The sequence below is a fragment of the Novosphingopyxis baekryungensis DSM 16222 genome (genome assembly GCF_000420305.1).
Lineage (GTDB): Bacteria > Pseudomonadota > Alphaproteobacteria > Sphingomonadales > Sphingomonadaceae > Novosphingopyxis > Novosphingopyxis baekryungensis.
Genome location: NZ_ATUR01000002.1, coordinates 702,637 through 714,043, shown reverse-complemented (window position 1 = coordinate 714,043; position 11,407 = coordinate 702,637). Strand labels below are relative to the sequence as shown.

Below are 11,407 nucleotides of genomic sequence, written 5' to 3'. Positions count from 1 at the left end.
TTCGCTACGTCAGTCGAGGGGGCGACGAATCATGAGCGAGACACAGGCACATCACGGCAAGGGGCATCGCGAACGCCTGCGCGAGCGTTTGTTGCGGCAGGGCGGCGATGCCCTGAGCGATCATGAGCTGATCGAATATCTGCTGGCGCTCGCCATTCCGCGCCGCGACACCAAAGCGCTGGCCAAGACGCTGATCGGGGAATTTGGCGGGTTTTCGGCGCTGCTGAGCGCCGACAGCGAGTCCATCGCAAAACAGCCGGGCATGGGCGATACCAGCACGGCAGCGCTCAAGATCGTGCAGGCTGCAGCGCTGCGTATGATCAGCGAGCCGGCGCGCACACGGCCGGTCCTGTCCAGCTGGCAGGCGCTATCGGATTATCTGCATGCCGATATGGCCCATCGCACCACAGAGCGGGTGCGCGTGCTGCATCTGGACAGCAAGAACCGCCTGATTCGCGATGATCTGGTCAGCGAGGGCTCGATCGACGAAGCGGCGGTCTATACGCGTGAGATCATCCGCCGCGCGCTGGATCTGGGGTCCGCCGCGCTGATCCTGGTGCACAACCATCCCAGCGGCGATCCCACGCCCAGCCGCGCCGACATCGCGCTGACCCGCGATATATTGGAGGCGGGCAAGCGGCTGAACATTCAGCTGCACGATCATCTGATCATCGGCAAGGACGGCCACAGCAGCATGCGCAGCCAGGGGCTGATCTGAGCGGGGGTCAGTAACCGTGCAGGAGGAAATCTACCGCGTCGGTAATTTCCAAGTGCCGCTCGCTGAGGCTGGTCACCATAGCGCCAAGCGCTTCCACGGGTACCGCAGCCAGGAATTGCGTGACCAGCACATGTGGCTCTCCCGCAACCGCCACCACCGGATTCAGCCGCTTGGCAACAATCGGCGCGATGTGGGGCCGTTGCACCGGAATGACGATCCGGTTTTCATATCCGGACAGGATGTCTGACTGGACGTCGAGGAGCAACGTGTCCGGGTCATCGCTTTCATGCAGATCATATTGCGCCATCAGAACTGGCGGTACTTTGCGAGCGGCAATCCATGCTTGCGGATATAATCGTTCGAACTCTCTATCGCCGCCCGATTCTCTTCCAGCCAGCGCCTGCCCTTCTCCGCGGCGACGGCCTTGCGCAGCCCTTCCTCTGCAGCGCGCGACAGATTGACGTCGAGCGCGCGCGCATCGTCGACAAGCGCGGCATCCAGCGAGAGATTGGTGGCCTTGCGGGGCGGCAGGGCATTCATGGCAAAGCTCCTTTCAACAGCAGCATACGCATAAACCTTGCGCATGCTGGCTGCAACTGCATTTGCTTTTGCCCGGAACGGCGCGCTCTGCTAGCCGCGCGGCATCGCTCGCAGAACTGAAGGTGCTCTTATGGTCCCCCGTTATTCCCGCCCCGATATGGCCGCCATCTGGGAGCCGGAATCGAAGTTCCGCATCTGGTTCGAGATCGAGGCGCACGCCACCGACGCGCTGGCCGAGCTGGGCGTGGTTCCAAGGGAAGCGGCCAAGGCGATCTGGGACAAGGGCGCGTTCGAGGTCGACCGGATCGACGCGATCGAGGCCGAGGTGAAGCATGACGTGATCGCCTTCCTGACGAATGTCGCCGAACATGTCGGCCCCGAAGCACGCTTCATGCATCAGGGCATGACCAGCTCCGACGTGCTCGACACCTGTCTGGCGGTACAGCTGGCGCGCGCCACCGATATCCTGCTGGAGGATATGGACAAGCTGCTGGACGCCATCAAACGCCGCGCGCTGGAGCACAAGTTCACCCCCACCATCGGGCGCAGCCACGGCATCCATGCCGAGCCGCTGACCTTTGGCATGAAGCTGGCACAGGCCTATGCCGAGTTCGACCGGAACCGCGCGCGGCTGAAGCTGGCGCGCGAGGAGATTGCCACCTGCGCCATTTCCGGCGCGGTCGGCACCTTTGCCAATATCAATCCCAAGGTGGAGGCGCATGTCGCCGAGAAAATGGGGCTGAGCGTGGAGCCTGTCTCCACCCAGGTCATCCCGCGCGATCGGCACGCCATGTATTTCGCCACGCTGGCCGTCATCGCCAGCTCGGTCGAGCGGCTGGCGACCGAGGTGCGCCATCTGCAGCGCACCGAAGTGCTCGAAGCGGAGGAATATTTCTCGCCGGGCCAGAAGGGCTCCAGCGCCATGCCGCACAAGCGCAATCCGGTACTGACCGAAAATCTCACCGGGCTGGCGCGCATGGTGCGCGGCTATGCCGTGCCGGCCATGGAGAATGTGGCGCTATGGCATGAGCGCGATATCTCGCACAGTTCGGTCGAACGCTATATCGGGCCGGACGCCACCATCACGCTGGACTTCGCCCTCGCCCGCCTCACCGGCGTTATCGACAAGCTGGTGATCTATCCGGAGCGGATGCAGGCCAATCTCGACAAGATGGGCGGCCTCGTCCACTCGCAGCGGGTGCTGCTGGCGCTCACGCAGGCCGGGATCAGCCGCGAGGATGCCTACCGGATCGTGCAGCGCAACGCGATGCAGGTGTGGGAGTCCGATGGCGAGAAACGCCTGCTCGATCTGCTGAAGGCCGATCCGGACGTGACGGCCAAATTGTCCGACGAACAGATCGAGGAGCGCTTCAACCTCGATTATCACTTCAAGCAGATCGACACGATCTTTGCGCGGGTTTTCGGCGACTGATCCAAGGCGATCTGCCGGGCTTCAGCTCGCCAGATCGTGCTTCTTGATGCAGTGGCGTATCTGATCATAGCTGAGGCCGAGCGCCTTGGCCGTCTGCCGCTGATTATAGCGGTTGGCGGCCAGCGCATATTCCACGATGCTGCGCTCATAGGCTTCGGTCGCCGCTTTCAGGTCGGTGATCTGCTCGAAATCGAGACTGCTCGATGCCGGCGCGTGATCCGCCACGCTTTCCGACAGATCCTTGCGCGCCTTGCCCTCTTCTGCGGACGCGGCAACGGCGGGGCGCCAGGGTGAATTGAACGGATCGAAAATGATGTGATCGACCGGGCCGTCGGCTTCCGACCAGCGATAGACGGCGCGCTCCACCACATTGCGCAACTCGCGCACATTGCCGGGCCAGGCATGGCGCTCCAGCGCCTCGGCCGCCAGCTTGCCGAAGCCCGGCCAGCTCTCCCAGCCGATTTCCGCCGCCATGCGCCGCCCGAAATGTTCGGCGAGCACGGCCACATCGCCTTCCCGCGCGCGCAGCGGCGGCAGCGTGACCACCTCGAAGCTCAGCCGATCGAGCAGATCGGCGCGAAAGCTGTTCTGCTCTACCATGGCCGGCAGATGGGCATTGGTGGCGGCAACGATGCGCACATCCACCCGCACCGGGCGCGACGATCCGATCCGCGTCACTTCGCCATATTCCACCGCGCGCAGCAGCCGTTCCTGCGCGCCCATCGACAAGGTGCCCAGCTCGTCCAGGAACAGGGTGCCGCCATCGGCCTCCTCGAACCGTCCTTCCCGGGCCCGCGTGGCACCGGTAAAAGCGCCCTGTTCATGGCCGAACAATTCCGCCTCGATCAGCGTTTCCGGCAAAGCGGCGCAGTTCATCGTGATGAGCGGACCACCCCAGCGCGGCGACAGGCGATGCAGCCGTTCCGCGATCAATTCCTTGCCCGTGCCACGCTCGCCGATGACGAGCACCGGACGGTTCAGCTCGGCGGCTTTGGACGCGCGCTCGACCGCGTCCAGGAAGGCGCCGGATTGTCCGATAAACTTGCTGCTATGGTCCATCCCCAAATAATGGCATATTTCACCAACCTGTCGCAATACAAACCTAGATATGTTATGCTCTTTTGGTGAAATATGGCCGAAAACCGCCGTTCTCTGAGCTTGGCACGCTTTTCGCAAAGCTGGTGATAGATGGAACATAAACATTTTCAGGGAGCGTCTCATGCGCGATTTCAAGAGCCAGCGACTGGCAGCCGCAGCCTTAGCATTCATGCTTATGGCATCGGTGGTTCTGCTGAACGCGCTCGGCCCCTCACTGATGGCGGCCGCCGAGCCGAGCCAGGCTGGTGGGCAGACCGCAACCTATCTGGCCTGAGCGCCCCCGCCCGTAACAGTAACCTAGGAGTACGCCTGATGAGTATTTTCTCCCGCACGCGAGACATCGTCGCCGCGAACGTCACCGAAATCCTGGACCGGTCCGAAGACCCGGCCAAGATGATCCGCATGATCATTCTGGAGATGGAAGAGACGCTGGTCGAGGTGCGCGCATCCGCCGCCCGCACCATCGCCGATCAGAAGGAACTGCGCCGCCATATCGACAAGCTCGATACGCTGCAGCAGGACTGGACCGAAAAGGCGCAGCTCGCGCTGTCCAAGGACCGCGAGGATCTGGCCAAGGCCGCGCTCGTCGAAAAGCGCAAGGCTACCGATATGGGCGATCAGCTGCGCGCCGAGATCACGGTGCTGGAAGACGCGCTCAAGGCGTCCGAACTCGACATCCAGAATTTGCAGAACAAGCTGCAGGATGCCCGCAGCCGCCAGAGCAACATCATGACGCGGCTGGAAAGCGCCGAAAATCAGGTGCGCCTGCGCTCCATGTATAATGGTGAAAAGGTCAAGGATGCCTTCTCGCGCTTCGATATACTCGAACGGCGCGTCGATGAAGCGCAGGGCCGCGCCGATGCCCTGCGCCTCGGCAGCGAAGGCCCCAAAACGCTCGGCGACGAAATCGCGGCGCTGGAAAACAGCGATCAGGTCGACGACGAGCTGCAGGCGATGAAGCAAGCCATGAAGAAGGAGGGCTGATCCGATGGAAGGCATTTTTGCAATTGCGGCCATCTTCATCGGGCTGCCCTGGCTGATCTTCCACTACATCACGAAATGGAAAACCACCGCCACCCTGACGAACGACGACGAACAGCTGCTGTCCGATCTCTACGAGACCGCCCGCCGCTATGAAGAACGCATCGAGACGATCGAACGCATCATTGCCGCCGATAATCCCGACTGGCGCCCCACCCGGCTGGACGACAGCCGCACCGATACCAACGATCCGCACCGCACTCTGGACACGATCCGCGCGATGGAAAGGAACCGCTAAGATGACCGGCCTACACAGCAAATTCTACCTCGATAAACAGAATGCCAAATGGAAAGGCGTCTGCTCGGGGATCGCGGATTATACCGGCGTGGACGTGGTATGGGTTCGCATCGCCACCGTGATCCTGACCATGGCCGGCGGATTTCCCTGGACGGTGATCGCCTATATCGCCGCCGCCTGGGCCGCCCCGCAGAAGCCGATCGACCTGTATATCGATCAGAATGATCGCAAATTCTGGCAGGGCGTGCGCCAGTCGCCAACCCGCACCACCCGTGAAGTCCGCTCGCGCTTTCGCGATGTCGATCGCCGACTGGCCGACATGGAAGTCTATTACACCAGCAAGAATACGCGCCTGGCAGACGAGATCGAAAGCCTGCGCTGATCTGAACGACACGCAATGCATATAAACAGGGGAATGATGAAATGGACTTTTTTGACAATCTCGGCTTCGTCCTGGTCGCCGCCATCGCCATCGGCGGATGGGTGATCACCACGCATCTCAAGATCAAGAACGGCTATCCGCTGGAAAATGGTTGGGGCAAGGCGCTCTATCCCAAGAACGACAATCAGGCCGTCGAGCGCATCAAGCTGCTCAGCCAGGAAAATGCCCAGCTGCACGCCGAACTTGGCGCGGTGAAGGACAGGCTGGCCAATGTAGAGCGCATCGTGACCGACAGCAGCCACCGGCTGAGCGATGAGATCGACAGCCTGCGCACTTCCGCCAACTGATCCCCCTCGACTGCCGAAAGGAAAACGCCGTCATGTTCAACAATCCCTTCTCGATGGTCGTCGCGATCGTCCTCATCGTTTCCATTGCCGGCGTCCTGCGCGCCAGGTTCAAGGCCCAGCATGGCATTTACGAGGATGACAAGGGCCGCGATGTCCGGGTGACCGACCCCAACGGCGCCCAGAGCCAGGCCGAGATCAAGCAGCTGAAAGAACGCATCGCGGTGCTGGAGCGCCTCATCACCGACGAACATGGATCACGCGAACTGGACCGCGAGATCGCCAAGCTGCGCGACAGCTGATCGCGCGCGACCGAAGAGGAGACCGTCATGACGACCGATCCGACCAACATTCTGGTGATATCCGGCTTTGCCTTCGCCGCGCTGCTCACCATGTCCCTCATCGCGCTGCGCGGCTGGCGCGAATGGATCCAGCTCAAGCGGGCTGAAATCGACGCCGTGATGTCGGAGGATCGCGGCTCACCCGCGGGCGGCGCACGGATCGAGGTGGCCGCGCTCAAAGAGCGGGTCCGCAAGCTGGAAGCGATTGCCAGCGGCATCGAATATTGAGGCGCGGCGGGATTGCTCTCGACAGCTCTTTCCACCGCCCCCGCACCGCTGCTACAGCCCCGTCATGACTGATCGCAGCCTTTCCGACATCCGCGAGGAATATGAATTTCTCGATCCCGACGACCGCTACCGACTGCTCATCGAGCTGGGCCGCGATCTGGAGCCGATGCCCGATGCGCTGAAGACTGATGCCACGCTGGTGCGTGGATGCTCGGCAGCGGTCTGGGTCTATCCCACCCGGCGCGACGATGGTCATCTCCATTTCCTGGCGGACAGCAACGCCGCGATCACCAAGGGCATCATCGCGCTGGTGCTGAAGACGGTGCAGGACGGGGCGCCAGCCGATGTCGCCGATGCCGATATCCAGGGGGCGCTGGAGCCGTTCGATCTGAAAAATCAGCTCAGCAGCAATCGCACCCAGGGCATCCCCAACATGATTGCGCTGATCCACGAGACGGCTGCACGCTTGCGATAGGCATTCCGGCGGGGTCTTCTCGCCGACCCATTGCGCGCTTCCATCTAGGGCGAGAGCGACCGCTGCTCATTCCGTTGCGGTCAGCTCCGCCGCCAGAACGTCCAGATCGGCATCGGGCCGCACGATCCGCCAGACGCCGGGCTGGCGGCTGTCGACCAGCATCACCGCTTTTTTGGGGCACACGTCGAGGCAGGGCACTTCGACCACGCCGAGCCGCCCCTTGCGGCCTTTTCCGGAACCCAGCCGCCCCCGCAATTCCGCCGCCAATTTGGTCTTGCCACCATCGCCAAAGCCGCCTTTCAGCTTCTTCGAGCATTTCTTGCAAACCAGAATGGCGTGACTCCAATTGGCGTCGACCTGCTGCTTCACCCCGGCTGCCACTGCTTGCGTTCTTCGGCGGCCTTCAAAACATCATAGGCCGCCTGCCCCGCCTGAAATTCGGCAGCCGCTTCGGCATTGCCGGGGTTCACATCGGGATGGGTCCGCTTGGCCAGATCGCGCCAGGCCTTTTTGGCGGTATCGAAATCGGCATCCGGCTCCAGCCCGAGCAATTCCAGCGCATGCATCTCATCCCGGCTGCGGCTGCCATCTCCGGGGCCCGCCCAGGCATAATGCGCCGATTCCTGATAGCCGCCAGCGTCGCGCTTTTCTTCGCGCGCGCGCTTGTCGGCCTCTTCCTTGCTCAGGCCTGCAAAATAATCCCAGTTGCGATTATATTCCCCCGCATGGGTTGGGCAGAAATACCAGCGCTCCGGGCTGTTGGGCGATTTTGGCGCCGGGCAATCGCCCTTTTCATTGCAGCCGACCCGGTCGCAGATGCGCACCGCCTCGGCCTCACGCCCTTCGCTATAGCCGCGCCAGCGGGGAAATCCCCAGTCGTTCGATCGTCTTGCTTTTGCCATCGCTTCCGTAGGTAAGGACATTAGCGCCGGATTTCCATCGCTTTGCAAAACAGCCTTTGTCTCGCCAAGCTTTCCGACCATCGTTGCTGCGAGCGATTATCCTTTGCAATGTAACCGAAAAACGATAGCCATGTGCTGTTATATCCCCACGATATAACATCTCGACAGGCCACCCAAAGCCTCCGCGCACTCAAACACGGACTGGACTTCTGTGACCAAATCCCCCGAATTTCTGAAACATTTGTGGCAGGATATTCCTGCCTCCATCGTTGTGGCCCTGGTTGCCCTGCCGCTATGTCTCGGCATCGCGCTCGCATCCGGCGCCCCGCTGTTTTCCGGCCTGATCGCCGGCATCGTCGGCGGCATTGTCGTGGGCATATTGTCCAAATCGCAACTGTCCGTGAGCGGCCCGGCTGCGGGTCTTACCGTGATCGTGCTGGCCGCGATCGAATCCCTGCCGACCTATGAGGCATTCCTGATCGCCGTGTGCCTGTCGGGCGTGATGCAGATGCTCTTCTCGCTCACCAAGAGCGGTGTACTGGCCGAGTTCGTGCCCTCTTCCGTCATCACGGGTATGCTGGCCGCCATCGGCCTGATCCTGATCCTGAAGCAAATCCCCCACGCGATCGGTTATGACGGTGATTTTGAGGGCAGCCTGAGCTTTTTGCAGACGGATGGGTTCAACACCTTGTCCGCCTTGCCCCATGCGATCGCGCAGTCGCTGCTGGCCGGTCCGCTGATCATCGCATCCATTTCGCTGGTGTTCCTGTTCTGGTGGGACAAGGCCCGGCCCAGCGAAGGTCTGCTGCGCTTCCTGCCCGGTCCGCTGGTGGTGGTGATCTTCGGCGTGCTGGCCAACACCCTGTTCATCGCCGCGGTGCCCAGCCTGGCCATTGCGCCGACGCATCTGGTGCAGGTGCCCGTATCCGAAGGTCTGCGGGACTTTGCCAGTCAGTTCGCCACGCCGGACTTCGGCGCCATCGGCCTGCCGCTGGTCTGGACCACGGCGCTGACGCTGGCGATCGTTGCCAGCCTGGAATCGCTGCTCAGCGTCAAGGCCATCGACGAAATCGATCCGCGCCGCCGCACCACCGACAAGAACCGCGAATTGCTGGCGCAGGGCGGGGGCAATCTGGTGTCCGGCCTGATCGGCGGTCTGCCGCTGACCTCGGTCATCATCCGCAGCTCGGCCAATGTCGAAGCGGGCGCCATCACCAAGACGTCGGCCGTTCTGCACGGTTTCTGGCTGCTGCTGAGCGTCTTTCTGATCCCTGTCGTGCTGAACCTCATTCCGCTGGCGGCGCTGGCGGCGATCCTGCTGCACATCGGTTACAAGCTGACCCGGATCGAGCTCTACAAGCAGCGCTACCGCCAGGGCTGGCACCAGTTTGTGCCGTTCGTGGTGACCGTGGTGGCCATTTTGCTGACCGATCTTCTGATCGGCATCCTGATCGGTCTGGCCGTTGGCTTCGTCTTCGTGGTGGCACGCAATTTCCGCACCGCCGTGAGCGTGGTGAACGATGGCGACAGCTGGCTCGTCAGCGCGCGGCGCAACCTGTACTTCATCCATAAATATGAATTGCAGAATAAGCTGACCGGCATTCCGGACGGTGCCACAGTCGTTATCAATCTGGACCGCGCGGAATTTGTCGATCCGGACAATTTCGACATCATCAACGCCTTCGCGCGCAACGCCGAATTCCGCGATATCGAGGTTTCGGTCCGCGGCGAATTTGGCGATCGCACCGACGAACTGATCAAGGCTCCGCGCAAGAAGGTGGTGTACTCATGAAAAGCTACAAGGAACTCCTCCTGTCCAACCGGGCATGGTCGCAGGAAATGCAGGAGCGCAATGCCGAATTCTTTGCGCAGCAGACCATCGGCCAGAAACCGGAGATTCTGTGGATCGGCTGTTCGGACAGCCGGGTCAGCCCGGATCAGATGACGCAGACCAAGCCGGGCGAGATCTTCATCCACCGCAACATCGCCAATGTGGTGCATCTCGATGACATCAATCTGATGTCGGTGGTGCAGTTCGCGGTCGATGTGCTGAAGGTGAAGCATGTCGTGCTGTGCGGCCATTATGGGTGCGGCGGCATCGCTGCGACGCTGAACGGCGGCGTTTCCGGCCCGATTGCGAAATGGCTGGAAAACCCGGCGGACGTCTATGCCGCGCATAAGCAGGATGTCGACAGTGCCGGCGAGAATGACGACCGCGTCAACCGGCTGGTCGAATGCAATGTCCGCGATCAACTGCTGACGCTGGCGCGATCGGACACCATTCGCGGGGCCTTTGAACGTGGCCAGCCCCTGCTGCTGCACGGATGGGTCTATGATCTGCGCGACGGCCTGATCAAGCCGCTGCTGGAACTGGACAAGGACAATTATGACCGGTCCGACCATCCCCCCAAATCGGTGCTGCTGCCACAGACCGACTAGGTGGTTTTATCGCTGAAACGCATCGAGGGGCGGTGGCTAGATAGCCGCCGCCCTTTTTGCATGATCGGGGCAGATCGATTGTCAGGGGGCCTGTAAGCCGGGTTTTGTCCACTTCGCTGACGAAGCTGGGCAATCATTCCTCTAGGCGACGGATTGCTCCGCCGCTCCAGCGACCAACCCGGGCGGCCTTCCGGATAAAAGCGGGTGTTGCCACCCTGTGCCGCCCCTATTCGGTCTTGCTCCCGGTGGGGTTTACCGTGCCGCGGCCGTTGCCGGCGCGCGCGGTGCGCTCTTACCGCACCCTTTCACTGTCGCGGGGCCGAAGCCTGCGCGACCTGCTTTCTGTTGCACTGTCCCTTGATGCCAGTCCGAAGACGCGCACCCGCCGGACGTTATCCGGCACCGTTTTCCGTGGAGCCCGGACTTTCCTCGCGCAGACCGGCATTGCTGCCGGCCCGCCCGCGATTGCCCGGCCCCCTGACAGATCAGCCGGTAGAGCTTTCCGTATCGCGTTCCAAGAGCAAAGCGAACAGCATGGCCCTCAGCTGCCCATCGGGCACGCCGGTGATCAACTCGGGCCGGAAGCGGCGCTCGAATGCGCGAATGGCCGCGGGCGCATCCGTCACATCATAGCCATAGCGGTTGAGCGCCATCAGGAAATTGGCATCGGCCCAGCCCGGATCGACATGCGCCTTGACCGGTTTTTCCGCCGCCAGACCCAGTTTTGCCAGCCGATCCCACGGAAACAGCTCGCCGGGATCGTCCTTGCGCGCCGGGGCGATGTCGCTGTGGCCGACCACATGGCACGGATCGACATGATAGAGCTGCACCAGTTCGGACAATAACGGCACCAGCGCATCGATCTGCGCCTTGGGGAACGGGCGATAGCCCCATTCATGGCCGGGATTGACCAGTTCGATGCCCACGCTAGCGCTGTTGACGTCCGTAATGTCGCACCAATAGCTTTTCCCGGCGTGCCAGGCGCGGTCTTCCTCGCGCACCATCTGCACGATCTCGCCTTCCTCGGTAATGCAATAATGGGCTGAGACGCCGCCCTCCGCGCTCGTCATCCGCTCAATCGCGCTCGCGGCGTCCTTCATGCCGGTATAATGCAGAACGATCATGGAGATCGGCAATGCGCGATCGTTGAAGTTGGGCGATGGCTTCCACAGCATGGATCAACGCTTTAGGTGGTCAGGCCCTGCTTGCATAGATGGCAGGCGGCAGGA

General features: G+C 61.9%; 18 protein-coding genes and 1 other RNA gene. 12 read left to right on the top strand and 7 right to left on the bottom strand.

Annotated features, from left to right (window positions below):
- The first annotated feature begins 31 nt into the window (after positions 1-31).
- On the top strand, positions 32-718 hold the full coding sequence (gene radC, locus G410_RS0103545) for a RadC family protein (RefSeq protein ID WP_022672286.1): 687 nt from the start codon (positions 32-34) through the stop codon (positions 716-718).
- A 7-nt stretch (positions 719-725) separates the two neighbouring features.
- Here radC and G410_RS0103540 read toward each other — a convergent pair whose 3' ends face one another.
- Together G410_RS0103540 and G410_RS0103535 are read right to left on the bottom strand one after the other, a co-directional pair.
- The gene (locus G410_RS0103540; protein WP_022672285.1) at positions 726-1,025 is read right to left on the bottom strand and encodes a CcdB family protein; all 300 of its coding nucleotides are present in this window, start codon (positions 1,023-1,025) and stop codon (positions 726-728) included.
- Positions 1,025-1,258, bottom strand: a complete 234-nt coding sequence (locus tag G410_RS0103535) for a type II toxin-antitoxin system CcdA family antitoxin (RefSeq protein ID WP_028971017.1) — start codon at positions 1,256-1,258, stop codon at positions 1,025-1,027. The genes G410_RS0103540 and G410_RS0103535 overlap by 1 nt, the downstream gene beginning before the upstream one ends.
- Positions 1,259-1,388: 130 nt before the next feature.
- Between G410_RS0103535 and purB the strand changes: the two genes are divergently transcribed.
- Entirely contained in the window at positions 1,389-2,690 is a 1,302-nt protein-coding gene (purB, locus tag G410_RS0103530; RefSeq protein WP_022672283.1) for an adenylosuccinate lyase, read from the top strand.
- Between the two features lie 21 nt (positions 2,691-2,711).
- Here purB and pspF read toward each other — a convergent pair whose 3' ends face one another.
- Positions 2,712-3,749 carry a phage shock protein operon transcriptional activator gene (gene pspF, locus G410_RS0103525; RefSeq protein ID WP_022672282.1) on the bottom strand — a complete coding sequence of 346 codons (1,038 nt, stop codon included), beginning with the start codon at positions 3,747-3,749 and terminating at the stop codon, positions 2,712-2,714.
- 160 nt (positions 3,750-3,909) lie between these two features.
- Here pspF and G410_RS17915 point away from each other — a divergent pair, with 160 nt between their 5' ends.
- From G410_RS17915 to G410_RS0103485, 8 genes are all read left to right on the top strand, one after another.
- On the top strand, positions 3,910-4,062 hold the full coding sequence (locus G410_RS17915; protein WP_022672281.1) for a hypothetical protein: 153 nt from the start codon (positions 3,910-3,912) through the stop codon (positions 4,060-4,062).
- Positions 4,063-4,100: 38 nt separating this feature from the next.
- A complete protein-coding gene (pspA, locus tag G410_RS0103515) occupies positions 4,101-4,772 on the top strand; it encodes a phage shock protein PspA (protein WP_022672280.1) in 672 nt (223 codons plus the stop codon).
- A gap of 4 nt (positions 4,773-4,776) precedes the next feature.
- Positions 4,777-5,067 (top strand): envelope stress response membrane protein PspB, encoded by a 291-nt coding sequence (pspB, locus tag G410_RS0103510; RefSeq protein WP_022672279.1) that lies wholly within the window; start codon positions 4,777-4,779, stop codon positions 5,065-5,067.
- A 1-nt stretch (position 5,068) separates the two neighbouring features.
- Complete coding sequence (pspC, locus tag G410_RS0103505) at positions 5,069-5,449, top strand: envelope stress response membrane protein PspC (protein ID WP_022672278.1); 381 nt, start codon at positions 5,069-5,071, stop codon at positions 5,447-5,449.
- Positions 5,450-5,490: 41 nt separating this feature from the next.
- Positions 5,491-5,796: a hypothetical protein gene (locus tag G410_RS0103500; protein WP_022672277.1), complete on the top strand. Its 306-nt coding sequence runs from the start codon at positions 5,491-5,493 to the stop codon at positions 5,794-5,796.
- A 32-nt stretch (positions 5,797-5,828) separates the two neighbouring features.
- Positions 5,829-6,095 carry a hypothetical protein gene (locus G410_RS0103495; protein WP_022672276.1) on the top strand — a complete coding sequence of 89 codons (267 nt, stop codon included), beginning with the start codon at positions 5,829-5,831 and terminating at the stop codon, positions 6,093-6,095.
- A gap of 27 nt (positions 6,096-6,122) precedes the next feature.
- Positions 6,123-6,362 (top strand): hypothetical protein, encoded by a 240-nt coding sequence (locus tag G410_RS0103490; RefSeq protein ID WP_022672275.1) that lies wholly within the window; start codon positions 6,123-6,125, stop codon positions 6,360-6,362.
- Positions 6,363-6,426: 64 nt separating this feature from the next.
- The gene (locus G410_RS0103485) at positions 6,427-6,837 is read left to right on the top strand and encodes a SufE family protein (RefSeq protein ID WP_022672274.1); all 411 of its coding nucleotides are present in this window, start codon (positions 6,427-6,429) and stop codon (positions 6,835-6,837) included.
- 66 nt (positions 6,838-6,903) lie between these two features.
- Here the strand turns inward: G410_RS0103485 and G410_RS0103480 are convergent, their stop codons facing one another.
- Positions 6,904-7,206 (bottom strand): hypothetical protein, encoded by a 303-nt coding sequence (locus tag G410_RS0103480; RefSeq protein ID WP_028971015.1) that lies wholly within the window; start codon positions 7,204-7,206, stop codon positions 6,904-6,906.
- Positions 7,203-7,739: a J domain-containing protein gene (locus G410_RS0103475; RefSeq protein WP_022672272.1), complete on the bottom strand. Its 537-nt coding sequence runs from the start codon at positions 7,737-7,739 to the stop codon at positions 7,203-7,205. Before G410_RS0103475 ends, G410_RS0103480 begins: the two co-directional genes overlap by 4 nt.
- A 211-nt stretch (positions 7,740-7,950) precedes the next feature.
- Between G410_RS0103475 and G410_RS0103470 the strand changes: the two genes are divergently transcribed.
- Together G410_RS0103470 and G410_RS0103465 are read left to right on the top strand one after the other, a co-directional pair.
- Positions 7,951-9,531 carry a SulP family inorganic anion transporter gene (locus G410_RS0103470; RefSeq protein ID WP_022672271.1) on the top strand — a complete coding sequence of 527 codons (1,581 nt, stop codon included), beginning with the start codon at positions 7,951-7,953 and terminating at the stop codon, positions 9,529-9,531.
- The gene (locus tag G410_RS0103465; protein ID WP_022672270.1) at positions 9,528-10,178 is read left to right on the top strand and encodes a carbonic anhydrase; all 651 of its coding nucleotides are present in this window, start codon (positions 9,528-9,530) and stop codon (positions 10,176-10,178) included. The genes G410_RS0103470 and G410_RS0103465 overlap by 4 nt, the downstream gene beginning before the upstream one ends.
- A gap of 77 nt (positions 10,179-10,255) precedes the next feature.
- On the opposite strand, the gene rnpB is transcribed toward G410_RS0103465, so the two are convergent.
- Together rnpB and G410_RS0103460 are read right to left on the bottom strand one after the other, a co-directional pair.
- Positions 10,256-10,659, bottom strand: an RNA gene (gene rnpB, locus G410_RS17290) — RNase P RNA component class A.
- Positions 10,660-10,663: 4 nt separating this feature from the next.
- Positions 10,664-11,353 (bottom strand): N-acetylmuramoyl-L-alanine amidase, encoded by a 690-nt coding sequence (locus tag G410_RS0103460; RefSeq protein ID WP_022672269.1) that lies wholly within the window; start codon positions 11,351-11,353, stop codon positions 10,664-10,666.
- Positions 11,354-11,407 lie beyond the last annotated feature (54 nt).

Excerpts from the sequence above, each read along its gene's own strand:
- pspA (WP_022672280.1), top strand. The coding sequence starts at position 4,101 with ATGAGTATTTTCTCCCGCACGCGAGACATCGTCGCCGCGAACGTCACC.
- pspF (WP_022672282.1), bottom strand. The coding sequence starts at position 3,749 with ATGGACCATAGCAGCAAGTTTATCGGACAATCCGGCGCCTTCCTGGAC.
- G410_RS0103490 (WP_022672275.1), top strand. The coding sequence starts at position 6,123 with ATGACGACCGATCCGACCAACATTCTGGTGATATCCGGCTTTGCCTTC.
- G410_RS0103540 (WP_022672285.1), bottom strand. The coding sequence starts at position 1,025 with ATGGCGCAATATGATCTGCATGAAAGCGATGACCCGGACACGTTGCTC.
- pspB (WP_022672279.1), top strand. The coding sequence starts at position 4,777 with ATGGAAGGCATTTTTGCAATTGCGGCCATCTTCATCGGGCTGCCCTGG.
- G410_RS0103495 (WP_022672276.1), top strand. The coding sequence starts at position 5,829 with ATGTTCAACAATCCCTTCTCGATGGTCGTCGCGATCGTCCTCATCGTT.
- G410_RS0103535 (WP_028971017.1), bottom strand. The coding sequence starts at position 1,258 with ATGAATGCCCTGCCGCCCCGCAAGGCCACCAATCTCTCGCTGGATGCC.
- G410_RS0103500 (WP_022672277.1), top strand. The coding sequence starts at position 5,491 with ATGGACTTTTTTGACAATCTCGGCTTCGTCCTGGTCGCCGCCATCGCC.
- G410_RS0103460 (WP_022672269.1), bottom strand. The coding sequence starts at position 11,353 with ATGCTGTGGAAGCCATCGCCCAACTTCAACGATCGCGCATTGCCGATC.
- G410_RS0103475 (WP_022672272.1), bottom strand. The coding sequence starts at position 7,739 with ATGGCAAAAGCAAGACGATCGAACGACTGGGGATTTCCCCGCTGGCGC.
- G410_RS17915 (WP_022672281.1), top strand. The coding sequence starts at position 3,910 with ATGCGCGATTTCAAGAGCCAGCGACTGGCAGCCGCAGCCTTAGCATTC.
- G410_RS0103485 (WP_022672274.1), top strand. The coding sequence starts at position 6,427 with ATGACTGATCGCAGCCTTTCCGACATCCGCGAGGAATATGAATTTCTC.
- purB (WP_022672283.1), top strand. The coding sequence starts at position 1,389 with ATGGTCCCCCGTTATTCCCGCCCCGATATGGCCGCCATCTGGGAGCCG.
- radC (WP_022672286.1), top strand. The coding sequence starts at position 32 with ATGAGCGAGACACAGGCACATCACGGCAAGGGGCATCGCGAACGCCTG.
- G410_RS0103465 (WP_022672270.1), top strand. The coding sequence starts at position 9,528 with ATGAAAAGCTACAAGGAACTCCTCCTGTCCAACCGGGCATGGTCGCAG.
- pspC (WP_022672278.1), top strand. The coding sequence starts at position 5,069 with ATGACCGGCCTACACAGCAAATTCTACCTCGATAAACAGAATGCCAAA.